The organism is Streptomyces sp. NPDC048411 (assembly GCF_040704695.1).
In the GTDB taxonomy this organism is placed as follows: domain Bacteria; phylum Actinomycetota; class Actinomycetes; order Streptomycetales; family Streptomycetaceae; genus Streptomyces.
In genome coordinates, this window is record NZ_JBEZKL010000087.1 from 1 (window position 1) to 22,952 (window position 22,952).

The 22,952-nt window shown below is 71.4% G+C and carries 20 protein-coding genes and 1 pseudogene; 10 read left to right on the plus strand and 11 right to left on the minus strand.

Features of this window, described 5'->3' with window-relative positions:
* Positions 1 to 417: 417 nt before the first annotated feature.
* Complete coding sequence (locus tag AB0915_RS26165) at positions 418 to 1,506, minus strand: hypothetical protein (protein WP_366693398.1); 1,089 nt, start codon at positions 1,504 to 1,506, stop codon at positions 418 to 420.
* Positions 1,507 to 1,582: 76 nt separating this feature from the next.
* Here AB0915_RS26165 and AB0915_RS26170 point away from each other — a divergent pair, with 76 nt between their 5' ends.
* Positions 1,583 to 4,042: a helicase C-terminal domain-containing protein gene (locus AB0915_RS26170; protein WP_366693399.1), complete on the plus strand. Its 2,460-nt coding sequence runs from the start codon at positions 1,583 to 1,585 to the stop codon at positions 4,040 to 4,042.
* 139 nt (positions 4,043 to 4,181) lie between these two features.
* On the opposite strand, the gene AB0915_RS26175 is transcribed toward AB0915_RS26170, so the two are convergent.
* Positions 4,182 to 4,601 (minus strand): hypothetical protein, encoded by a 420-nt coding sequence (locus AB0915_RS26175; protein WP_366693400.1) that lies wholly within the window; start codon positions 4,599 to 4,601, stop codon positions 4,182 to 4,184.
* 168 nt (positions 4,602 to 4,769) lie between these two features.
* Here AB0915_RS26175 and AB0915_RS26180 point away from each other — a divergent pair, with 168 nt between their 5' ends.
* A complete protein-coding gene (locus AB0915_RS26180) occupies positions 4,770 to 6,413 on the plus strand; it encodes a DNA repair helicase XPB (protein WP_366693401.1) in 1,644 nt (547 codons plus the stop codon).
* A gap of 38 nt (positions 6,414 to 6,451) precedes the next feature.
* Here AB0915_RS26180 and AB0915_RS26185 read toward each other — a convergent pair.
* Both AB0915_RS26185 and AB0915_RS26190 read right to left on the minus strand, forming a co-directional pair.
* A pseudogene (locus tag AB0915_RS26185) lies at positions 6,452 to 6,820 on the minus strand (transposase); the annotation flags it as partial.
* Positions 6,821 to 6,968: 148 nt separating this feature from the next.
* A complete protein-coding gene (locus AB0915_RS26190) occupies positions 6,969 to 7,196 on the minus strand; it encodes a hypothetical protein (RefSeq protein ID WP_366693402.1) in 228 nt (75 codons plus the stop codon).
* Between the two features lie 378 nt (positions 7,197 to 7,574).
* On the opposite strand from AB0915_RS26190, the gene AB0915_RS26195 reads away from it, so the two are divergent.
* Positions 7,575 to 9,671 carry a UvrD-helicase domain-containing protein gene (locus tag AB0915_RS26195; RefSeq protein ID WP_366693403.1) on the plus strand — a complete coding sequence of 699 codons (2,097 nt, stop codon included), beginning with the start codon at positions 7,575 to 7,577 and terminating at the stop codon, positions 9,669 to 9,671.
* Positions 9,672 to 9,846: 175 nt separating this feature from the next.
* On the opposite strand, the gene AB0915_RS26200 is transcribed toward AB0915_RS26195, so the two are convergent.
* On the minus strand, positions 9,847 to 10,536 hold the full coding sequence (locus tag AB0915_RS26200) for a copper homeostasis protein CutC (RefSeq protein WP_366693404.1): 690 nt from the start codon (positions 10,534 to 10,536) through the stop codon (positions 9,847 to 9,849).
* A gap of 248 nt (positions 10,537 to 10,784) precedes the next feature.
* Here AB0915_RS26200 and AB0915_RS26205 point away from each other — a divergent pair, with 248 nt between their 5' ends.
* The 3 genes from AB0915_RS26205 (at position 10,785) to AB0915_RS26215 (ending at position 15,292) form a co-directional block, all read left to right on the plus strand.
* Positions 10,785 to 13,073, plus strand: a complete 2,289-nt coding sequence (locus AB0915_RS26205) for a heavy metal translocating P-type ATPase (protein ID WP_366693405.1) — start codon at positions 10,785 to 10,787, stop codon at positions 13,071 to 13,073.
* Between the two features lie 213 nt (positions 13,074 to 13,286).
* Positions 13,287 to 13,967: a hypothetical protein gene (locus AB0915_RS26210; protein ID WP_366693406.1), complete on the plus strand. Its 681-nt coding sequence runs from the start codon at positions 13,287 to 13,289 to the stop codon at positions 13,965 to 13,967.
* A gap of 92 nt (positions 13,968 to 14,059) precedes the next feature.
* Positions 14,060 to 15,292 carry a Cmx/CmrA family chloramphenicol efflux MFS transporter gene (locus tag AB0915_RS26215; protein ID WP_366693407.1) on the plus strand — a complete coding sequence of 411 codons (1,233 nt, stop codon included), beginning with the start codon at positions 14,060 to 14,062 and terminating at the stop codon, positions 15,290 to 15,292.
* Between the two features lie 54 nt (positions 15,293 to 15,346).
* Here the strand turns inward: AB0915_RS26215 and AB0915_RS26220 are convergent, their stop codons facing one another.
* Together AB0915_RS26220 and AB0915_RS26225 are read right to left on the minus strand one after the other, a co-directional pair.
* Positions 15,347 to 15,634, minus strand: a complete 288-nt coding sequence (locus AB0915_RS26220; protein ID WP_366693408.1) for a DUF4031 domain-containing protein — start codon at positions 15,632 to 15,634, stop codon at positions 15,347 to 15,349.
* Positions 15,631 to 15,999: a hypothetical protein gene (locus AB0915_RS26225; protein WP_366693409.1), complete on the minus strand. Its 369-nt coding sequence runs from the start codon at positions 15,997 to 15,999 to the stop codon at positions 15,631 to 15,633. Before AB0915_RS26225 ends, AB0915_RS26220 begins: the two co-directional genes overlap by 4 nt.
* Before the next feature lie 124 nt (positions 16,000 to 16,123).
* On the opposite strand from AB0915_RS26225, the gene AB0915_RS26230 reads away from it, so the two are divergent.
* Positions 16,124 to 17,041, plus strand: a complete 918-nt coding sequence (locus tag AB0915_RS26230) for a MurR/RpiR family transcriptional regulator (RefSeq protein ID WP_266983028.1) — start codon at positions 16,124 to 16,126, stop codon at positions 17,039 to 17,041.
* A gap of 84 nt (positions 17,042 to 17,125) precedes the next feature.
* The gene (gene murQ / locus AB0915_RS26235) at positions 17,126 to 18,100 is read left to right on the plus strand and encodes an N-acetylmuramic acid 6-phosphate etherase (RefSeq protein WP_366693410.1); all 975 of its coding nucleotides are present in this window, start codon (positions 17,126 to 17,128) and stop codon (positions 18,098 to 18,100) included.
* 149 nt (positions 18,101 to 18,249) lie between these two features.
* Here the strand turns inward: murQ and AB0915_RS26240 are convergent, their stop codons facing one another.
* The 3 genes from AB0915_RS26240 to AB0915_RS26250 all read right to left on the minus strand — a co-directional run bounded on the left by AB0915_RS26240 (position 18,250) and on the right by AB0915_RS26250 (position 19,602).
* Positions 18,250 to 18,855 (minus strand): Uma2 family endonuclease, encoded by a 606-nt coding sequence (locus AB0915_RS26240; protein ID WP_366693411.1) that lies wholly within the window; start codon positions 18,853 to 18,855, stop codon positions 18,250 to 18,252.
* 271 nt (positions 18,856 to 19,126) lie between these two features.
* On the minus strand, positions 19,127 to 19,360 hold the full coding sequence (locus tag AB0915_RS26245; protein ID WP_366693412.1) for a hypothetical protein: 234 nt from the start codon (positions 19,358 to 19,360) through the stop codon (positions 19,127 to 19,129).
* Positions 19,357 to 19,602 carry a hypothetical protein gene (locus AB0915_RS26250; RefSeq protein ID WP_366693413.1) on the minus strand — a complete coding sequence of 82 codons (246 nt, stop codon included), beginning with the start codon at positions 19,600 to 19,602 and terminating at the stop codon, positions 19,357 to 19,359. Before AB0915_RS26250 ends, AB0915_RS26245 begins: the two co-directional genes overlap by 4 nt.
* A 113-nt stretch (positions 19,603 to 19,715) precedes the next feature.
* Here AB0915_RS26250 and AB0915_RS26255 point away from each other — a divergent pair, with 113 nt between their 5' ends.
* Both AB0915_RS26255 and AB0915_RS26260 read left to right on the plus strand, forming a co-directional pair.
* Positions 19,716 to 20,552, plus strand: coding sequence for a helix-turn-helix transcriptional regulator (locus AB0915_RS26255; RefSeq protein WP_366693414.1), 837 nt, complete (start codon positions 19,716 to 19,718; stop codon positions 20,550 to 20,552).
* Positions 20,539 to 20,811, plus strand: coding sequence for a DUF397 domain-containing protein (locus AB0915_RS26260; RefSeq protein WP_366693415.1), 273 nt, complete (start codon positions 20,539 to 20,541; stop codon positions 20,809 to 20,811). Before AB0915_RS26255 ends, AB0915_RS26260 begins: the two co-directional genes overlap by 14 nt.
* A 122-nt stretch (positions 20,812 to 20,933) precedes the next feature.
* Here AB0915_RS26260 and AB0915_RS26265 read toward each other — a convergent pair whose 3' ends face one another.
* On the minus strand, positions 20,934 to 22,901 hold the full coding sequence (locus tag AB0915_RS26265) for an Ig-like domain repeat protein (protein ID WP_366693416.1): 1,968 nt from the start codon (positions 22,899 to 22,901) through the stop codon (positions 20,934 to 20,936).
* Positions 22,902 to 22,952 lie beyond the last annotated feature (51 nt).

Genomic DNA, 22,952 nt, shown 5'->3' on the forward strand with positions numbered 1-22,952 from the left:
CGCAGGGCGACGAACAAAGACCCGGGCTCCCCTCGCGTACCCGCCGAACGTTCGTCGCCCGAGGAGACACCCCGGAGGGGCCCCGGACCACCACCCACCCGACAAGGCGACGACACCACCAGGGGCCAGACGCACACCCCAAGCCCGTCCGGCGCTTGAGGACGGAACCCCGCGCCCCGGACCCGGGCACGAGAACCGCACCGCCCGCCCAGGCGCCCCGAACCACCACCCACCGGGCAGGCAACGGCACCACCACGGGGCCAGACGCACACCCCAAGCCCGCCCGGCGATCGAGGACGGAACCCCCCACCCCGTGGGCCCGAACCCGCCGCACGCGGCAAGCCCACACACCCAGCCCGTCCGGCGCTTGAGGACAAAACCCCCGCCCCGGACCGGGGCACCGCGCCCCGCCCCCGCCTACCTCCCCCGCTTTCCCGCCCGCCGCACCAGGAACACCGCCGACGCCACCGCAGCCGACCGCACCACCACCGGCCACAGCCCGCTCAGCGCGTCCCCCATCCCGTCCTCCGGGATCGGCTCGCCCCAGCGCCCGTCCATCCGTCCCCACAGCCAGACCAGGCCGCCCATCACGGCCGCCCCGGGCAGTCCTATCGCGGCCAGCTTCGCCTCCGCACGGGAGAGCGTGCGCGAGCTGTACGCGATCAGCCAGCCGCCCGCGAGCACCAGCAGGGATCCTGTCACCGCACCGGCGACCAGCAACCCGGCGGCGAGCAGCAGCAACGGGTGGCCGAGCCGGAACCCCGCCCTCTCCCGTGGCGCACGGAGCCGGATCCGCGGCCGCCACCGCCCCCGCGCAGCCTCGCTCCCGCCGTCCTCAGCGGAGCCGTTCCCGTCCCGCTCCGCCTCACCCTCGTCAACCGCTTCCGCTTCCTCCGCGGGCGACGGCGGTTTCAGAAGGTCCGGGATCTCCACCCCACCGGTGAACCCCGGCACCCGCACCCCGTCCCCGAACGGCCCCGGCTCGATACGCCACCAGTCGGGTTCGCTCCCGGACGCTCCGAGCTCATCCGTCCCCGCCATGTGCGGCGGCGACGGCCCGTCCCCCCTCGAAGCAGCAGAAGCCGCAGAAGCCGCGGAATCATCAGGCGCCTCACGTGCCCCGGGCACCCCACCGGCCCCCGGGTCCCTCTCCGACGCGCCCTTGCGCAAAGTCTCTTTCCGGAAGGTTCCTCTCCGCGGACGTGGGATCCCCCGCGGCTCCGGATCGCTCCGTTCCTCGTCCCTCGCCGCCTCCGGCAGCATCACGGTCCCGTCCCCCGACCTCGCCGCCGCGGCCACCAGTTCGTCCGGCGTGCCGAGCTTGCCGATGATGCGCCGCACCGCCGCCGGCGTGTCCGTACCCTGGCTTCCGCGCTGCCGGTCGATCTCGGTGCGCAGCGCCGCCACGAGCCGCATCCGGGCACCGGAGGACAGCTGTTGCTGCTGGGCCAGGTCTCCGACCCGGCTCAGATAGTCGTAGACGAGCTGGTCGCTCTCGATACCCACGCGATGGTTCCCCTCCGGCCGCCCTGCACCGACGGTAGCGCCCTCGGGCCTGTCCGGAGCGACTACCGTGGGACGGATGGGGATGACCACACCACCGCGGACGCTCGCCGAAGCGCTGCGCGCCCGGGACGACGAGTCGCTGGCCGGGCTGCTGCGTGCCCGTCCCGACCTCCTGTCTCCCGTGCCGAACGACATCACCCAGCTGGCGACGAGAGCCGGCACCCGTGCCTCTGTCGTGCGCGCGCTGGAACACCTCGACCGGTTCGCCCTGCAGACCGCGGAGGCGCTCGCGGTCGCACCCGACCCGGCCTCGTACGACACTCTTCTCGCCCTCCTCACGGGCGACGGCCAGGACGACGGCGCGCAGCGCGACGACGCGGGTGCGGCGATCCGGGACGCGGCGCCCGGAGCCCTCGCGACCTTGCGCGAACAGGCCCTGGTCTGGGGCGAGGACGACCGGCTGCGGCTGGTCCGTACCGCGCGCGAACTTCTCGCACCGTCCCCGCAGCACCCCTCCCCCACCGGTCTCGGGCCGACCGTCGCCGAGGCCACGGCCGGCATGTCGCCGGGCCGGCTGCAGGAGATCCTGGCGGCGGCCGGGCTGCCCGCCACGCACGACCCGGTCTCCGCCGTGGCCGCGCTGGCCGCGCTGTTCACCGACCGGACCAGGATGGGCGAGCTGCTGGACACCGCGCCGACGGAGGCGCTCGCCGTACTGGACCGGCTGGTGTGGGGTCCGCCGTACGGGGAAGTGACCCCGAACCCGACCTCGCCCGTGAAGTGGCTGCGCGACCGCGGGCTGTTGCTGCCCGTGTCGACGCGCACCGTCGTCCTGCCACGCGAGGCGGCGCTGCATCTGCGGGCCGGGCGCGCCCACCGCGTACCGGAACCGCTGCCGCCCGCCGTCGTGGCCGCCGCGACCCGTGATCCCCAGTCTGTGGACAGTGCGGCCGCAGGCCAGGCCCACCTGGCGGTGTCCACCGTCGAGGAACTCCTGACGAGCTGGAACAGCGGCGGCCCCGCGATGCTCCGGGCCGGCGGCCTCAGCGTCCGCGACCTGAAGCGGACCGCGTCCGTCCTCGACGTGTCCGAGCCGATCGCCGCGTTCTGGCTCGAACTCGCCTACGCGGCCGGGCTGCTGGCCTCCGACGGCGAGGCCGACGAGCGGTACGCGCCGACGCCCGCATACGACGACTGGATCGAACTCCCCGTCCAGGACCGCTGGGTGCGCCTCGCGACCGCCTGGCTCTCCGCCACCCGCACCGCCGGTCTGGTCGGCGGCCAGGACGCCAAGGGTCGAGCCCTGTCCGCGCTCGGCCCCGAACTGGACCGCTCGGCCGCACCCGAGGTACGCCACCGCCTCCTGGCCCTGCTCGCCTCCCTGGACCCCGGCACCGCCCCGGACCCGGAGACGCTGCTCGCCCGGCTCCGCTGGGAACGGCCGCTGCGCGGCACCTCCACCTCCGCCGGGGACACCACCGACCTCCGGTCCCGGATCGCCCTGTGGACACTGAACGAGTCCGAACTCCTCGGCATCACCGGCCGCGGCGCACTCTCCTCCCAGTCCCGCGCCCTGCTCGACTCCGGGCCCGTCGAGGCGGCCGCGCTGCTCGCGCCGCTCGTCCCGGAGCCTCTCGACCACGTCCTGCTGCAGGCCGACCTGACGGCCGTCGCGCCCGGCCCGCTGGAGCGCCCCCTCGCGGACACACTGTCCGTCCTCGCGGACATCGAGTCGAAGGGCGGCGCGACCGTCTACCGGTTCACGCCCGGCTCCGTACGCCGCGCGCTGGACGCCGGACAGTCCGCGGCCGATCTGCACGCGTTCCTCGCCACACACAGCCGCACACCGGTCCCGCAGCCGCTCAGCTATCTCATCGACGACGTCGCCCGCCGCCACGGCCATCTGCGGATCGGCGCCGCGTCCGCATACGTACGCTGCGACGACGAGGCCGTGCTGGGCGAGATCCTCGCCGACAAACGCTCGGCCACCCTGCGCCTGCGCCGCCTCGCCCCGACGGCACTGGCCGCCCAGATCGATCCGGCGTCCCTGCTCGAAGGGCTGCGCGAGATGGGGTATGCGCCCGCCGCCGAGTCCGCCGAGGGCGATGTCCTGATCACCCGCGCGGGCACCCGCCGCACCCCGCCCCGTACACCCCCCGTGCCGGTCCCCGAGGGCCCGCCGCACCCCGACGGAACGCTGCTGGGCGCGGCGGTCCGGGCGATCCGCGCCGGGGACACGGCCGCCACCGTCGCCCGCAAGGACACCTCCCAGGACGCCGCGGCCCCGGCCGGTTCACTGCCGCGTACGACCTCCGCCGAGACTCTCGCGACCGTCCAGGCGGCGGTCATGACGGGCTCGGCGATCTGGATCGGCTACGTCAACGCGGACGGTGCGGCCAGCCAGCGCGTCATCGCGCCGGTGCGGGTCGAGGGCGGCTTCGTGACGGCGTACGACCACACAGCGGACGAGGTCCGCACGTATCCGCTGCACCGGGTCACGGGCGTCGCGGAACTGGCCGACTCCGAAGACGCCTGACAGGCCTGACGGTCAGGCATGACAGGGAGTGGATCAGCGCGACGTCGGATGCGGTGCATCGCAAGGCGGAGGGGCGTCCGCATACTGGAGGTATTCGGACGTTCCGACAACGCGGCGGGATGCCTGTCGTCGTGCGCCGTCAGAGATGACGGGACAGCCCTTGGTTCAGCGAGACGAGCCACCGCCAGCGCGGCTGCTCGGTGACCACGGCGGCCGCCGCAAGCAGCGTCACCGGAACGGCCGCCCACACCGGCCACAGCAGCCACGACGAGACGACGGCAGCGCCCAGCTCGGCCAGCACCATCAGGATCGTGGCCCAGCCCGGCACGGCGACGATCACACTGTTCTTGTCGCCCGGGGTGGACAGAACGGCCGGCAGGCCGATCAGTACCACCAGCGACAGCGCGGCGAGCAGCCACGAATGGCCTGCCAGCACCCAGGGGGTGGTCACCCAGGCGACGAGTTCGGTGGAGAAGCGCAGCACGGACGGTATGCGGTCGTCCGGACGCGCGGGAGCGGTTCGTTCCGGGGGCGTTTCCCCGGCAGCGGCATCTGTCACGCACGGACCATGACACATCCCCCGCCCAAGGACACATCCCCCGCACGCGCGGCGGGCGGACGGCCGAACGTCCCACCGGCCGACACCGACGCACCACCTGCCCCGCATGCGGCACACTGGACGTTTGGCCGCACGGGCGGCCACCCCCCGTAGAAAGGGCCGAGACGCGTGACCGGACCTCTCATCGTCCAAAGCGACAAGACGCTGCTCCTGGAAGTCGACCACGAGCAGGCCGACGCCTGCCGTCGTGCGATCGCCCCGTTCGCGGAGCTGGAGCGTGCGCCCGAGCACATCCACACCTATCGGCTGACGCCGCTCGGACTGTGGAACGCGCGCGCCGCCGGGCACGACGCCGAGCAGGTCGTCGACGCCCTCGTGCAGTACTCCCGCTACCCGGTGCCGCACGCGCTGCTCGTCGACATCGCCGAGACGATGGCCCGGTACGGCCGCCTCACTCTCTCCAAGAACCCGGTCCACGGGCTGGTCCTGACCTCCACCGACCGGCCGGTGCTGGAGGAGATCCTCCGGTCGAAGAAGATCCAGCCGCTGGTCGGGGCGCGGATCGACCCGGACACCGTGGCAGTGCACCCGTCCGAGCGCGGGCAGATCAAGCAGACGCTGCTGAAGCTGGGCTGGCCCGCCGAGGACCTTGCCGGGTACGTGGACGGCGAGGCCCACCCGATCGAGCTGGCCGAGGACGGCTGGGCGCTGCGTCCGTACCAGAAGCAGGCCGTCGAAGGGTTCTGGCACGGCGGCTCCGGGGTGGTCGTACTGCCGTGTGGTGCGGGGAAGACGCTGGTCGGGGCCGGTGCGATGGCGCAGGCCAAGGCGACCACGCTGATTCTGGTGACGAACACCGTCTCGGCCCGGCAGTGGAAGCACGAGCTGGTGAGGCGGACCTCGCTGACCGAGGACGAGATCGGCGAGTACAGCGGTGCGCGCAAGGAGATCCGGCCGGTCACCATCGCCACCTACCAGGTGCTGACGACCCGCCGTAAGGGCATCTACCCGCACCTGGAGCTGTTCGACTCCCGCGACTGGGGTCTGGTGATCTACGACGAGGTGCATCTGCTGCCCGCGCCCGTCTTCAAGTTCACCGCCGACCTGCAGGCGCGCCGGCGGCTCGGTCTCACCGCGACGCTGGTGCGCGAGGACGGCCGCGAGTCGGACGTCTTCTCGCTGATCGGCCCCAAGCGGTTCGACGCCCCGTGGAAGGAGATCGAGGCGCAGGGCTACATCGCGCCCGCCGACTGTGTCGAGGTGCGGGTCAATCTGACGGACTCGGAGCGGCTGGCGTACGCGACCGCCGAGGCGGAGGAGAAGTACCGGTTCTGCGCGACGACCGCGACGAAGCAAAAGGTGACGGAGGCGCTGGTGCGCAAGCACCAGGGCGAGCAGACTCTCGTCATCGGGCAGTACATCGACCAGCTCGACGAGCTGGGTGAGCATCTGGGCGCCCCGGTCATCAAGGGCGAGACGAGCAACGCACAGCGCGAGAAGCTCTTCGACGCGTTCCGTGAGGGCGAGCTCAGCGTCCTCGTCGTGTCGAAGGTCGCGAACTTCTCGATCGACCTGCCGGAGGCGACCGTCGCCATTCAGGTGTCGGGCACATTCGGCTCGCGGCAGGAGGAGGCGCAGCGGCTCGGCCGGGTGCTGCGACCGAAGGCGGACGGGCACGAGGCCCGGTTCTACTCGGTGGTCGCCCGCGACACGATCGACCAGGACTTCGCGGCGCACCGCCAGCGGTTCCTGGCCGAGCAGGGGTACGCGTACCGGATCGTGGACGCGGACGAGCTGCTGGCGAACGACTGAACCTAGGGCCTCTCGTTTGGATCATGCCGGGCTCGCGGGATGCGCTGGAGGGCGCGGACGGCCACGCCCGCAGGTGTGCGGCCGCGGTGTCGGTCGAGGTCAAGCTGTCCCTTGAAGGTCTCGTTGATCGACTTGATGACCTGCCGCAGCGGCTTGAGCAGCTGTGATCCGGCCCGCTCGGCTTCGCCCTTGCGGGCCGGACGCAGCAGCCGGATGTCCAGCTCGGCCAGCTGCTGCTCGAACTCGCGGCCGAAGTAGTTCTTGTCGCCGATCAGCGTCTGGCCGGGGCGCTCGTCGATGAGCTGCGGCTCGACAGCGAGCAGGTCCAGCAGGGTCTCGCGTTCGTCGGCCTTGGCGCCGGTCAGGGCGACGGGCAGGCCGTGCAGGGTGCACACCAGGTGCAGCCGTGGCGATCGACGCGGTGGCGGTCGGGGCTGCGAAGGCGTTGTAGCGGCTGTTCTCCATGCCGCTACTCAATCGCGCGACAGGGACTCGCCACCTCCCGCCGGATACTCCTACCGCGACGGTTGCGCGTACTCAGGGGCCGTGCCGCACTCAGTGTGCGCGGCGTGCTCGGTGGTCGTGCTGTTCACGGTGGTCGCGGCGGAGGACGCCCGCCTCCTCCGCGTACTCGCCGAGGACAGCCACTCCGAACGCGGCGCGTGCGAAGACCTTGACGGCGCGCACGGCGTCGCCGACGTGGTGGGTGGGCGGGTGACCGGTGGCCGCGGTCGCACCGTGCGCGGGGCCCGTGCCGTGTGGGTTGAGACTGACGGTGCTCATGTAATCCATGGTCCTTCTCCCGTTCCGCGAAGGCATCGGCCCGCGGGCGGAATCCCCGTGGGATTCGCACACGCCTCCGGTCGTACGACGTCCCCTACGGGGGGCCAGGGGGTGGAGGGGGCCCCGCGGCCCAATTCATTCGACCCCGCCGGTCGCGGTCGATACAATCGCCGGTCTGCCCGCCTCCCGCACCGTGGTACCGGCTCTTCGCCGGCAGCCGGGGGAGCGCCGCCGACCGGACGGAAACCGGCCGACAGCCGCACGCGCACCAGCGTGCGTACCCCGTGATCGATCCCCGAGCGGACCGCATCGCCCCCGGCACGTGACCGGGTGCGAGCCGCGGTCCGCCGTCCTGCGTCACAAGCCGGAGGCAACAGCGTGCCCGCGCACGAACACGAAGCCGTCACGACCACCACCGATGCGCTGGCCAGCGAGCGCGCCCATCTCGCCGCGTCCCGCGCCGCGCTGCGGGCCATGCGCGAGGACGCGCAGGCCCTCGACATCCGCGATGTCACCGCGAACTGGGTGAACGCCGTCGTCCTGCAGGCCAAGATCGACGAACGCATCAAGGCGCTCGCCGATCTGTCGCACACCCCGCTCTTCTTCGGCCGCCTCGACTATCTGCACCGGGTCGGGGCGGATCAGGCCGAGGGGGCGGAGGGAGAACAGTTCTACATCGGGCGCCGCCACGTCCATGACGCCGACGGCGACCCGATGGTCATCGACTGGCGTGCGCCCGTCTCGCAGCCGTTCTACCGGGCTTCGAAGAAGGACCCGCAGGACGTCGGACAGCGGCGCCGTTTCGGCTACACCGGCGGCGAACTGACCGCGTACGAGGACGAGCACCTCACCGACCCCACCGAGGCCGCGCAGACCAGCAAGCTGCTCCAGGCGGAGATCGAGCGGCCGCGCGTGGGTCCGATGCGCGACATCGTGGCGACGATCCAGCCGGAGCAGGACGAGATCGTCCGTAGCGGACTGGGCGGGACAGTCTGCGTCCAGGGAGGCCCCGGTACGGGTAAGACCGCCGTCGGTCTGCACCGTGTCGCCTATCTGCTGTACGCACACCGTGAGCGCCTCGCCCGGACCGGCACGCTGGTGATCGGGCCGAACCGGTCGTTCCTGCACTACATCGAGCAGGTGCTCCCGGCCCTCGGTGAGCTGGAGGTGAAGCAGGCGACCGTCGACGATCTGGTGGCGGCACATGTCGAGGTGCGGGGATCGGACGCGGCGGAGGCGGCCGTCGTCAAGGGTGACGCCCGGATGGCGGAGGTGCTGCGGCGGGCGATCCGTTCGCATGTGACGCTGCCGGCGGAGCCGGTGATGGTGGTGCGCGGTTCGCGGCGGTGGCGGGTGCCCGCGTACGAACTGGAGGAGATCGTCACCGAGTTGCTGGCCCGCGACATGCGGTACGGCGCGGCGCACGAGGCGCTCCCGCAGCGGATCGCGCACGCCGTCCTCGTCCGGATGGAGGAGGCCGGCGAGGCGCCCGACGACCGGGTGCAGAACGCGGTGGCCCGTACTCCGGCGGTCAAGGCGGCCGTGAAGGCGATCTGGCCCGCGGTCGATCCGGCGAAGCTGGTGCTGCGGCTGCTCTCCGACCCGGATTTCCTGGCCGCGCACGCGGACGGGCTGCTCACCGAGGACGAGCAGAAGGCGATCCTGTGGGCGCTGCCTGGATCCGGTAAAAGGGCGGCCCGCAGCGTGAAGTCGGCGAAGTGGTCGGCGGCGGACGCGGTGCTGATCGACGAGGCGAGCGATCTGGTGGCACGTACGCACTCGCTCGGCCATGTCGTCCTCGACGAGGCGCAGGACCTGTCGCCGATGCAGTACCGGGCGGTGGGACGGCGGTGCACGACGGGTTCGGCGACGGTGCTCGGCGATCTGGCGCAGGGGACGACGCCGTGGTCGACGGAGAGCTGGGCGCAGGCGCTGCACCACCTGGGCAAGGAGGACGCCGTGGTGGAGGAGCTGACGGCGGGCTTCCGTGTGCCGAGGGAGGTCATCGCGTACGCGTCACGGCTGCTGCCGGTGATCTCGCCGGGACTTGCGGCGGTGGAGTCGGTGCGTGAGTCGCCGGGTTCGCTGGCGGTACGGAAGGTGCCCGACGCGGCCGGACTGGACGCGGCGGTGCTCGCGGCCTGCGAGGAGTCGCTGGCGCGGGAGGGCTCGATCGGGCTGATCGCGGCGGACGCGCGGATCCCGGTGCTGGACGAGGCGCTGACGGCGGCGGGTCACGCGTATCTGTCGCCGGGCGAGGAGACGACGGCCGAGTCGCGGCTGACGCTGGTCCCGGCGTCGCTGGCGAAGGGCCTGGAGTACGACTACGTGGTGCTGGACGAGCCGGCGGCGGTGGTCGACGGCGAACCGGACGAACGCACGGGTCTGCGCCGGTTGTACGTGGCGCTGACCCGTGCGGTGTCGGGGCTGACGGTGGTGCATGCGGCGGAGCTGCCGGAGGCGCTCGGGGGCTGAGCGGCGGCTAACTGGAGTCGTCCGGTAGCCGCTTTGTCCTCAAAGGCCGGGCAGGCCGACCGCTTTGTCCTCAAGGGCCGGGCGGGCTGGGAGACCAAGCCCGCCCGGCCTTTGAGGACGGAACCGTTCAGCCGGATGAGCCCGGACTCACGGCCCGGGGTCACCTCGTCCCCGGCTACGCGTCAAGCACCGCCCGCCACTCCCGTACCGCCGCCGCGTCCACCGGACCCGACCAGCCGTGCGGGCGCGCGGCGCCGCCGATGTGTACGGCGTCGATGCCCGCGGACAGCAGCTCCGGCAGGTGGTCCAGGCGGAGCCCGCCGCCCACCAGGATCTGCGCCTCGTATCCGGGCTCACCCTTGCGCGCCGCTTCGGCCAGCAGCGTCGGGATGCCGTCGTCGACGCCTTTCGGCGAACCCGCCGTGAGATACGTGTCGAAGCCCGGCAGGTCTGCCAGCTGTTTGCGCAGGGTGTCCCGGTCGGTGGCGTGGTCGATCGCGCGGTGGAACGTCCAGCGGCAGCCCCCCAGCTCGGCGAGGAGGCGTTCGACGGCGACCAGGTCCGGGTGGCCCTCGGCGTCCAGGAAGCCCAGGACGAATTCCTCGGCGCCCTCCGCCCGCAGCTCGCGCGCCCTGGCCACGAGCAGCTCGATGTCGCCGGCCTCGAAGCCGTCCGCCGACCTGAGCATCACCCGCAGCGGAATGTCCACCGCCGCCCGGATCTGCGCGAAGGTCGCACAGGACGGGGTCAGGCCGTCCGCCGCCATGTCGGTGACCAGCTCAAGCCGGTCTGCACCACCCGTCTGGGCAGCGACCGCGTCCTCCGCGTCGAGAGCGATCACCTCCAGGACTGCACGGTTGCTCATGGGACCCCATTCCTCCAGTAAGCAGCTACAGGTCTAGTCCAATGGCCAGCCTACGGGGCGGTCGCCCGAGGGCGCAGCCTCAATCCGACGTGAAGATACGCGAGGTCAGACGCACGCCGGACGACCGGACGCGCGCACTCCGGGTCCCGGCGGTGGATCACCCTTGCGCTTTATAGGGGTAGGGGGTATACCTGAACCAGTAACGCATACCCCCTAGGGGTATCAACGTCTCCGCCAGGGAGGACATCGTGTCCGCGCACACCGCCACAAACGGCACCGGCACAGCCGCCGGCACCACCGCAGAGGTCGAACTCGCGATCGGCGGCATGACCTGCGCCTCCTGCGCGGCCCGTATCGAAAAGAAGCTCAACCGGATGGACGGCGTCGAGGCCACCGTCAATTACGCCACAGAGAAGGCCAAGGTCAGCTACCGGGGCGAGGACATCTCCGTACAGGACCTGATCGCCACCGTCGAAAAGACCGGCTACACCGCGCACGAGCCCGCTCCGCCGGTACGCACCGAGGACGACTCCCCCGGCGCCGCGGAGGCCGACGAGCTGCGGCCCCTGCGGCAGCGGCTGCTCACCGCCGTGGTGCTCGCCGTCCCGGTGATCGCGATGGCGATGATCCCGGCGCTCCAGTTCGACTACTGGCAGTGGCTGTCGCTGACCCTGACGGCGCCGGTCGTCACGTACGCCGCCTGGCCGTTCCACCGCGCCGCCTGGACCAACGCCAAGCACGGCGCGGCGACGATGGACACGCTGATCTCGGTCGGCACCTCGGCCGCGTTCCTGTGGTCGCTGTGGGCGCTGTTCTTCGGCACGGCGGGAATGACGGGCATGACGCACCCCTTCGAGCTGACCATCGGCCGCAGTGACGGCGCCGGGAACATCTATCTGGAGGCGGCGGCCGGCGTCACCGCGTTCATCCTGGCCGGGCGCTATTTCGAGGCCCGTTCCAAGCGGAAGGCGGGCGCCGCGCTCAAGGCGCTGCTGGAGCTGGGCGCCAAGGAGGTCACCGTGGTGCGGGCCGGCCGCGAGGTGACCGTCCCGACGGCGGAACTGCGGGTCGGGGACCGGTTCCTGGTCCGCCCCGGCGAGAAGATCGCCACTGACGGAACAGTCGTCGAGGGCGCCTCGGCGGTGGACGCGTCGATGCTCACCGGCGAGTCCGTGCCGGTCGAGGTCGGCGTCGGGGACTCCGTCACCGGTGCCACGCTCAACGCGGGCGGCCGGCTCGTCGTCGAGGCGACACGGATCGGCGCCGACACGCAGCTGGCGCGGATGGCGAAGCTCGTCGAGGACGCACAGAACGGCAAGGCGGCGGCGCAGCGGCTGGCCGACAGGATCTCCGCGGTGTTCGTGCCCGTGGTCATCGCGCTCGCGCTCGGCACGCTGGGGTTCTGGCTGGGTAACGGGGCTGGTCTGACGGCCGCGTTCACGGCCGCCGTCGCCGTACTGATCATCGCCTGCCCGTGCGCGCTGGGCCTCGCCACTCCGACCGCCCTCATGGTGGGGACCGGGCGCGGCGCGCAGCTCGGCATCCTGATCAAGGGCCCGGAGGTCCTGGAGACCACGCGGCGCGTCGACACGATCGTCCTGGACAAGACCGGCACGGTCACCACCGGCCGGATGACGCTGCTGGACATCCATGTGGCGGCGAGCACCGACGTTTCGCAGGTGCTGCGGCTGGCGGGCGCCCTGGAGCACGCCTCCGAGCACCCGATCGCCCAGGCGGTCGCCGCCGGCGCGGCCGAGCGGACCGGCGCGGCGCTCCCCGTCCCGGAGGACTTCGCAGGCGTCGCGGGGCTCGGCGTCCAGGGCGTCGTCGAGGGGCACGCGGTCCTCGTCGGCCGGGAGCAGCTGCTCGCCGAGTGGGAGATCCATCTGCCGGTGGAGCTGGCCCGGAAGAAGGCGGCCGCCGAGGCGGCGGGCCGGACGGCCGTCGCGGTCGCCTGGGACGGCGAGGCGCGGGCGGTCCTGGAGGTCGCCGACGCGGTGAAGGACACCAGCGCGGAGGCGATCGCGCGGCTGCGGTCACTGGGACTGACGCCGATCCTCCTCACCGGGGACAACCGGGCGGTCGCGGAGTCGGTCGCGGCGGAGGTCGGCATCGGCCGGGACGACGTGTACGCCGAGGTCATGCCCGAGGACAAGGTCGACGTCGTCAAGCGGCTGCAGGCGCAAGGCCGTTCGGTCGCGATGGTCGGCGACGGCGTCAACGACGCGGCGGCGCTGGCCCAGGCGGACCTGGGGCTGGCGATGGGCACGGGCACGGACGCGGCGATCGAGGCCGGTGACCTGACGCTGGTCCGCGGGGACCTGCGGGCCGCGGCGGACGCGATCCGGCTGTCGCGGAAGACGCTGGGGACGATCCGTACGAACCTGTTCTGGGCGTTCGCGTACAACGTGGCGGCGCTGCCGCTGGCGGCGGCGGGACTGCTGAATCCGATGATCGCGGGGGCCGCGATGGCGTTCTCGTCGGTGTTCGTGGTGGGGAACTCGTTGCGGCTGCGAGGATTCCGCGCGGCCGCGTAGGACCGCGCACCGGCCCGACGGGGCCGGTGCTCAGCCCGCGCTCACGAACCGCACCCGGGTTCCCGGCACCGCCTGTGCCGGGAACCCGGGTGCGGTTCGCGGTGGGCGCCGACGGGCGAAGAGGGAGGCCCGGTTGTGTGCCGCCGGAGGGGCCGTAAACCGGGTCCGCCCGCCGCTCGCCGTGGACGACGGGGGGAATCTACTCTCGTGCGTATGACGGACGACAGCGCGCACGAGAGCGGATCCTCCCCCGACGCCGTGGACGTGCTCCGGGCCCGCTGGAGCGATGCTCTGGTCGCCGTACGGGAGGGCGCGACCGGCCCCGATCCGCTGCCGTTCGCCGACAACCTGCTCGCCCGCTGGGCCGAACCGCAGCGCCGCTACCACACCACCGCCCATCTGACGGCGGTCCTCGACCGCATCGACACCCTCGCCGGTCACGCCGCCGATCCGGACGCGGTCCGCCTCGCCGCCTGGTTCCACGACGCGGTGTACCGCCCGGACCGCTCCGAGAACGAGGAGCGCAGCGCCGCCCTCGCCGAGCGCGCCCTGCCCGAGGCCGGTGTCCCGGACGCCGTCACCGCCGAGGTCGCCCGGCTGGTCCGGCTCACCGTCACCCACGATCCGGCGGACGGCGACACCAACAGCGAGGTGCTGTGCGACGCGGACCTGGCGATCCTCGCGGCCGCCCCCAAGGAGTACGCGGCATACGCGGCGCAGGTGCGGGACGAGTACGGCTTCGTCCCCGACGAAGCGTTCCGGATCGGGCGTGCGGCCGTCCTGCGGCAGCTGCTCGGACTGCCGCGGCTGTTCCGTACGCCGCACGGGTTCGCCGAGTGGGAGCCGCGGGCCCGGCAGAACCTGCTGACAGAGCTGGAACTGCTCACACCTTGAGACGGCCGAAGGGATACCCCGATACGGGAATGTAACGCCCGTGATCGCTGTTGGCAGCTGTCATGCCCGACTCTGCCGCTCGCCGCTCACGCATGCCACTTTCCGTCTACATTCTGGGCCTCTCGGTCTTTGCCTTGGGCACGAGCGAGTTCATGCTCTCCGGGCTGCTGCCGCCCATAGCCGACGACATGAACGTGTCCATCCCCCGGGCCGGACTTCTCATATCCGCCTTCGCGATCGGCATGGTGATCGGTGCCCCGCTGCTCGCCGTGGCCACGCTCCGGCTGCCGCGCCGCACCACCCTCATCACACTGATCTCGGTCTTCGGCCTCGGGCAGGTCGCGGGTGCGCTCGCTCCGACGTACGCGGTGCTCTTCGCCTCCCGCGTGGTGAGCGCCTTCGCGTGCGCCGGGTTCTGGGCGGTGGGGGCGGCGGTCGCCATCGCGATGGTGCCGGTGAACGCACGGGCCAGAGCGATGGCCGTGATGATCGGCGGGCTGTCGATCGCGAACGTCCTCGGCGTACCGCTGGGGGCGTTCCTCGGTGAGAACCTCGGCTGGCGGTCGGCGTTCTGGGCGGTCGGCGCGGCGTCCGCCGTGGCGCTGGTCGGTGTCGCGACGCTCATCCCCCGCATCCCGCTCCCCGAGGAGAAGCCGCAGCTCAAGCGGGAGATGTCCATCTACCGCGACCGTCAGGTGTGGCTGTCGATCGTGATCACGGCGCTCGCGGCGGGCGGGGTCTTCTGCGCGTTCAGCTATCTGGCGCCGTTGCTGACGGATGTCGCCGGGCTGGATTCGGGCTGGGTTCCGACGGTTCTCGCGCTGTTCGGGATCGGGGCGCTGGTCGGTACGACGATCGGCGGCCGGGTCGCGGACGCGCACCTCTTCGGGGTACTGATGAGCGGCATCGCGGCCTCGACGGTCTTCCTGGTCGCGCTGGCGCTGTTCGCCTCGAACCAGGTCGCCGCGGTCGGGCTCGCGTTCCTGCTGGGCCTGTCGGCGTTCTACACGGCCCCGGCGCTGAACGCCCGGATGTTCAACATCGCGGGCGCGGCCCCGACCCTGGCGGGCGCGACGACGACCGCCGCGTTCAACCTCGGCAACACGGGCGGCCCCTGGCTGGGCGGCACAGTGATCGACGCGGACTTCGGCTTCGAGGCGACGGCCTGGGCGGGCGCGGCGATGACGGTCCTGGCGCTGATCGCCGTGGTGTTCTCGCTGCGGCTGCACAGCGGGGGCAGCTCGCGCCGGGTGACCGGGTCGCCCGCCGTGACGTCCTCGCCGGCGTCCGTCGACGTGGAAGCGGGAAGCTCCTCCGCCGCCTGAGAGCCTGTCGGGTGACCTCTGATCGGGCGGACGCGGCGTGGCTTCGGCAGTCGTTCAGCCGCCGGGCGCCCGGCCGGGTGCCGGGCGGCCCTTGGGGCGCCGCAGTCCCGCCTCCGTGAGCCGGCGGACGAGCTCCTTCGAACCGATCTCGACGGCCCCGGCCCGCACCGCGTCCGCGTACCGCGTTTCCGGTACGTCGTAGTGGTCCCGCTCGAACGCCTGCGGCGGACAGCCGATGGCGGCGGCGAACGCGTGCAGTTCGCCGAAGGACACGTCGCTGATCAGATGCGACCAGAGCCGACCGTGGCCCGGCCAGTCGGGCGGGTCGATATAGACCGTCACCGGCCAAGTACTCCGCTCAGCGCGCCCACGCGCGCCACCATCACGGTCGCCTTGGTACAGACCCAGCGCGGGTCCGGGCCCAGCTCCGGTTCGACGTCGAGGGCGTGCGGGTCGCCCGCGTCGCACACGGGGCAGAGCGGCCAGCGGCCGTACCGCTCCAGCAGCGCGTCCTGGACGTCCTGGGCAACCAGGCCGACGACGTATTCCACGCCGTCCGGCCATTGCTCGACCCACCAGCGCCGGTGCGTCACCGCGTCCTCGACGAGCGAGACGATCTCGGCCTCGGCGACACCGCCTGCGGCGAGATCGGCCATGACCAGGGCGCGGGCGGTGTGCAGCGCCTGCTCCAGGCGGTTCAGCTCCATGAGGCCATTGTCACCCCGAGTGCGAACAGGTCCTGCGTCCAGTCACCCGTCCCGGCCTCCGTTCCGTCAGAGGTCGGGACCAAAGGGGGTTGACGGGCCACGGGGTTGAAAATACCTTTCAAAGGTGACCAATGACCTGAAGGAAAGTTTCAGCGGTGATGCGCCGCCCGCTCCGGCCGCACTCGCGGCCAAGGTGCGGACGCTCGCGCCGTCCATGACGCGCTCCATGCAGCGGGTCGCCGAGGCCGTAGCCGGTGACCCGGCCGGCTGCGCCGCCCTGACGGTCACCGGTCTCGCCGAGCTCACCGGCACCAGCGAGGCGACCGTGGTCCGCACGGCCCGCCTCCTCGGCTACCCCGGCTACCGGGATCTGCGCCTCGCCCTCGCCGGGCTCGCCGCCCACCAGCAGTCCGGCCGCGCCCCCTCCGTCACGGCGGACATAGCGGTCGACGACCCGATCGCCGACGTGGTCGCCAAGCTCGCCTTCGACGAACAGCAGACCCTCGCGGACACGGCCGCCGGACTCGACACGGTGCAGCTCGGTGCCGCCGTCGCCGCCGCGTCGACCGCCCGCCGGATCGACATCTACGGCGTCGGCGCCTCCTCTCTCGTCGCCCAGGACCTGGGGCAGAAGCTGCTCCGTATCGGCCTGATCGCGCACGCGCACATGGACCCGCACCTGGCTGTCACCAACGCCGTGCAGCTCCGCTCCGGCGATGTGGCGATCGCGATCACCCACTCCGGTTCCACCGGTGACGTGATCGAGCCGCTCCGGGTGGCGTTCGACCGGGGCGCGACGACGATCGCGATCACCGGCCGCCCCGACGGCCCGGTGACGCAGTACGCGGACCACGTGCTGACCACGTCCACGGCCCGCGAGAGCGAGCTGCGCCCCGCCGCCATGTCGAGCCGGACGAGCCAGCTCCTCGTCGTGGACTGCCTGTTCATAGGGGTTGCCCAGCGGACGTACGAGACGGCGGCCCCGGCGCTCGCCGCCTCGTACGAGGCACTGGCCCACCGCCACACCCCCCGCACCCGCTGACACCACGAGCACCCGCACCCGCACCCCCACCCGCACTCGCTGAACCGTACGAGCCACCAGATCGAGAAAGCAGAGCCGCGCTCCATGACCTCCACCACCGGCGCCAACGCCGCGACGCCCGATCAGCCCTCCGAGTACGGGGAGCTGCGCGCCGAGCTCGCCACCCTCACCACCGAGGCGTTCCGGCCCGAGCTCGCCGAGATCGACCGGCTGGCCACGCTGGAGATTGCCCGGATCATGAACGGCGAGGACCAGTCCGTCCCCTCCGCCGTCGCCGCCCGGCTGCCCGAGATCGCCGCCGCGATCGACGGGGTCGCCGCGCGCATGGCCCGCGGTGGCCGGCTGATCTACGCGGGCGCGGGCACCGCGGGCCGGCTCGGCGTCCTGGACGCCAGTGAGTGCCCGCCCACGTTCAACACGGACCCGTCCGAGGTGGTCGGTCTGATCGCGGGCGGTCCGTCCGCGATGGTCACGGCCGTCGAGGGCGCCGAGGACAGCAAGGAGCTGGCCGCCGCCGACCTCGACGGACTGGATCTCACCCCGGAGGACACGGTGGTCGGCATCTCCGCCTCCGGCCGTACGCCGTACGCGATCGGGGCCGTCGAGCACGCCCGCGCCAAGGGGGCGCTGACCATCGGCCTGTCCTGCAACGCGGACTCGGCGCTCGGCGCCGCGGCCGACCACCCCATCGAGGTCGTCGTCGGCCCGGAACTCCTCACCGGCTCGACCCGCCTGAAGGCCGGTACGGCGCAGAAGCTCGTCCTCAACATGCTGTCGACGATCACGATGATCCGGCTCGGCAAGACGTACGGAAACCTCATGGTCGACGTCCGCGCCTCCAACGAGAAGCTGCGCGCCCGCTCCCGCCGGATCGTTTCCCTTGCCACCGGCGCCTCCGACGCGGAGATCGAAGCCGCGCTCGCCGCCACCGACGGCGAGGTGAAGAACGCGATCCTCGCCATCCTCGGCCAGGTCGACGGCCCGACCGCCGCCACGCTCCTGTCCGCGTCGGACGGCCACCTCCGCGCCGCCCTCGCGGCCGCACCGCGCAACACCTGACCCCGTCCGGGGCACGCGCCTTCGACGCTCACGGCGACCGGCATCCCGGCCCCCGACCACGGACCCGGCGCAGGAACCGGCCCGCGCCCGACCTCGTAACGCAACAGAGGGCGGCACCCGCACCGGGTGCCGCCCTCAGCCGTGCCCGGTCACACCGGAAAGTCCCCCGTGGGAAGCGTCGTGCCAAAGGGCTCGGGAAGCGTGAGCGGCTTCCCGAACGGCACGGCGTCGGAGTGCTTGTACGTCCCGTCCTCGTTCGGCTCCGTGAACAGCGTGGCCATCGCGCCACGCGTGTCGAACCGGTCGATCAGCAGGTACAGCGGCACGCCCGCGCGCGCGTAGGCACGGTACTTCTTCGTCCGGTCCTCCCGGGCATTGCCCTTCGACGTGATCTCGACGATGAGGAGGGCTTCGGAGGCGTTCATCGGATCGCTGGTTTCCGGATCGGCTGCCACGATCAGCTCCGACGGCATGACCACCAGGTCGGGAACGTAGAGCTTGTCCAACGGGGCAACGTGTACGCCCAGGGTCTGGTAGATGCCCAGTTCATCGGGGAGGCCCCGATACAGGCGCCGCTGCACCATCTCCGCGATGCCGTTGTGGTGCGCATGAGGCGGTGGTACCAAGAAGATCCGTCCTTCGTCGATCTCGGCGCGCCACCCCTCGGGCACGTCCAGTTCACGCCATGTCTGCAGCAGGTATTCCCACGAGCGGCCTTCAGCGGGCCGGTCGTTCTCGACCATCGCGGCGGTCATCGCGGGTCCCTTCTCCTGTGGCCTGACGGGGAGCGTAGATCGACGGTTCTGCGGCGGTTCGCCGCTTCCCTCAGCGTCCCACGATCGCGTGAGGAGCGCACCGACCTCGCCGTCTCCCACGGTGCCCTCCCGGAGCGCCAATCCTGACTTTACGCATTCATGACGAATGCCCGTGAACCTCGAAGCTCGTACGGGAAGTCCCCGCCCCGTAGGGCAACAGGCCCGACCGTGGGGGGCGGCGCCCCGGCCGGGGCGCCGCCCTTCACGCTTCTCACGGCAGCCGCCCCTCCCGGTTGACCTCCCTGACCCGGGCCCGCAGCACCTCCCCGGGCGGCGCCGGCCGCACGGACTCCGGCGGGCAGTCCCACTCCGCGCCACCGCCCGGCGGCCGCAGCTGTACGTACGGTCCGACGCGCCCCATCACGCGCCCCACCCGCCCGTCGCGGGAATCCACCGCGAACGACCCGGGTTCCGGCGTACACGGCTCAAGCCCCTCACCCGTCATGCCCGGTCTCCCTGTTGCCCGTCCACGCCCAGCACAGCACTCAGCCGCAGCGCCGTATCGATGGCGCACCGACCGAGGTCCACCAACGGCGCGGGCTCGCTCCCCGCGCATGACACCGGGTCGACCCGCAGCGACGGCAGCACGAGCCCGACGCCTTTCAGCCCTTGCCTCAGCTTCTCCACCGCGTCCTCCGCCTCCCGCACTCTTCCGGCAGCAACCCGTCGTCGCTCTGCATGGGTCATCCTGCACACCTTCCACGCTCCGTAATCGCAATGCCCACCCAGCGTGTCCAACGCGCGGCTAACCTGGAAGGGGCGCAGAACCAACAACCGCACGTGTGTCACAGGGAGTTGTCATGCCGGGGCCCAAGAAGCTCGATCCGTCCTCCTCTCCGCGCGCCCTCCTCGGCGCCGAACTCCGCCACCGCAGAGAACATGCCGGACTCTCCCAGGAGGAACTGGGCCTCCCGCTGTTCGTCAGCGGCTCGTTCATCGGCCAGCTGGAGTCCGGCACGCGCCGGATGCAGGTGGACCAGGCCCAGAAGCTCGACGAGATCCTGGACGCGGACGGATTCTTCGTCCGGAACTGCGTCGCCCTGAAGAAGTCGAAGTACCCGGATCACTTCGCGGAGGCGGCGGAGGCGGAAGCCGTCGCGAAGACCATCAAGGAGTACGCACCGCAGCTGATTCCCGGCCTGTTGCAGACGGAGGCGTATGCGCGAGCGGTGTTCCGCGCGTACCAGCCGACAGCACCGGAGAGCGTGATCGACGACCTGACCACGGTGAGGCTGGACCGGGCGCACCTGCTGTCCGATCCAACAACACCCTTGGTTTGGGCAGTTCTGGACGAGGCGGTGCTGCGTCGGGAGGTCGGCGGACCGGCAGCGATGGCAGAGGCGCTCCATCACATCCTGAAACTGGCCCGCGAACACCGGATCATCGTGCAGGTGCTGCCGTTCGGCGCAGGCGCACACATGGCCATGGAGGGTCCACTCAAGCTGATGTCCTTTGAGGACGCGCCCCCGCTCGTCTATCTCCAGGGCCTGGGCACAGGGAAGTTGCAGGATGATCCCGCCACCGTCAGGCACTACGAACTGACCTACGATCTGGTGGTGGCCAGCGCATTGTCACCGGAAGCGTCCCTGGCCCTGATCGAGTCAGCGGCGGAGGATCACCTTCATGAAGATCAGTAGTTCTGACTACGACCTGACCACGGCGAGCTGGCACAAGTCCTCGTACAGCGGTGCAAGCGGTGGCGACTGCCTCGAAGTCGCCAGCTGGCGGAAGTCGACGTACAGCGGCGGCAGCGGCGGTGACTGCCTGGAAGTCGCCGACGGGCACCCCGGTGTCGTCCCGGTCCGTGACTCCAAGGTTCCGGACGGTCCGGCGCTCGTGTTCCGTACGGCGGTGTGGTCGTCCTTCGTCGCCAACCTCAAGCGCGTCCAGGCGTAAAGGCTGCGGCGCGACCTTGCCGACGCGATCAAGGCATAGAGCCGCAGCCCTCAGGCGCGTCCCCGTACATCGCTGGGAACGCGCCCCCGACGCCAGGGCCTCGTAAGACCTCGGCCATCGAATCAGCTGGTGAAGATGAAGTACTTCCAGGCGCCGTACGTCGTCGAGTTCACGTTGTCCCCGGAAGTGCCGTTGATGTACGAGGAGCGCACCCGGGCACGGACGCCGGATGTGCCCGGGTGGCCCAGGTTGACGACCGACTTCATGTTGGTGCCGAGCTTGAAGTACTCGGTGGCCCCGTTGTACCACTTGCCCTGGTAGTACACCTCGAGCTCCAGCCGCTGCTTGCGGCCCTTGTAGTAGCTCATCGTCGTCGTGGAGATGGCGTCGGTGTTCTTGTGGAAGTAGTAGTACGTCGTGGAGCCGATCTTGCCGGTCCGGTAGTACTTGGACAGCGCCGTCGAGACCTTCACCCGGGCGTACGCCGTGGACTTGACCGACTTCGGGGCGTAGCGGGCGTCGCCCTTGAACACGGCGGTGATCGTGGTGTCCCGGGTCATGACCCGGGTGTACGACAGGTTGCCGCTGGAGTTGACCTTGCCGGTCTTCACCAGTTGCTTCGGCTTGTCCGCGCCGAAGGGGTCGGCCCAGATCTCGACCGTGCGGTTCTTGTACGTCGTACCGAGGTGCGCCGTGAACGTGACACTCTTGGCGTAGTCGTACACCTTGCCGTTGTTGTTCAGCGTCAGCGCGGGCGTGGCACGGGAGACGTTGACGGTGTCCGAGGCGGTCGCCGGGGTGTGCGAGGTGTCACCTGCGTACGCCACCTTGTAGGTGACCTTGGCGCCGGCCGGCGGGGTGTCCGTGAAGGAGAACGCGCCGCCCGCGCCGAGGTACTTGGTGCCGAGCGACTTGCCGTTCGGCGACTCCATGTCGGTGCGGGTGACGGCCAGCGGGGTCCCGGCGGGCAGCGCGAGGCCGGAGGTGAGCGAGCCCTTGACGGTGAGCGGCTTCCCGCGGGTGGCGGTGGCCGGGGCGTCGGCCTTCAGCGTGGCGACGTACTTGCGGGGTTCGTCGACGACGTTGAACACGGAGGAGTCGTTCTCGCCCCCCTCGCTCACCACGAACAGCTTCCCGCCGTCGGCCGACCAGTTCATTGAATGCCCGAACCAGGGCATCCAGTTGTTCGACAGGTTGCGGACGCTGGCGGGCCGGCCGGGGTCGACGCTGAAGACGTACGTGTCGCCGATGTCGTCGGTGTCGAGGACAGTGGCCGCGACCGTGCCGTCCGGGGCGACGCTGACCGTCTCCGGCTCGGAGGGGACGGGGAAGGTGCGGATCTGCTCCAGGTCGGAGAGCCGGTACTCGGTGAGCGCGCGCTTCCCGGGCCCGGCCACGACGACGTTCTGGCCGTCCGGGGTGAGCGCCGCGTCGTTGTAGAAGCCGCCCTTCTCGGCGGACACGCGGATCACCGGGGTGCCGGAGGAGATGTCGTAGACGAGGATCGGACCGGAGCTGATGCCTGCGTCGAGGGCAAGCAGCGTGCCCGGGTTGTCCGGGTCGGCGTAGAGCTTGGGCGGGCTGGCGAAGTCGTGTCCGGCCGCCAGGTCCAGCGTCACCGTCGGCGTCTCGGCGGTCAGGTCGACCGAGCCGAGCCCGGAGTCCCACTGGTCGCCGTATCCGAACCACAGCTTGCCGTCGGCGTAGGCGAGCCGGGAGGGAATGGTCCTGTCGCCGGTCGGGTACTCGGCGGTCTGCGTGAGCGTCGCGGTATCGAAGGCGACGATCTTGTCAGCGCCGTAAACCGCGGCGTACAACGTGCCTGAGTCCGGGCTCAGTTCGAGGTCCCGGACCTGGGGAAGGCCGGTGAGCGTGGTGACTACCTTGCCGGTGTAGTCGGTGACGACGATCTTGTCCTGAGACCTGTCGCTGAAGTACAGCCGCTGGTGGATGCCGTCGACGACCGTGTCGTCCGCGGACGCGACCGGGATGATCCTGGTGGTGTCGGCGGACGCCGGTGCGGCGGTGAGCACCGCCGAACTGAAAAGGACCGCCAGTACGGTGGCGGCCGGGAGAATGCGCATACGCATGGTGATTCGAACCCCCCGGAACGAGTGTGAGGCCACTGCGTACAGCTGACA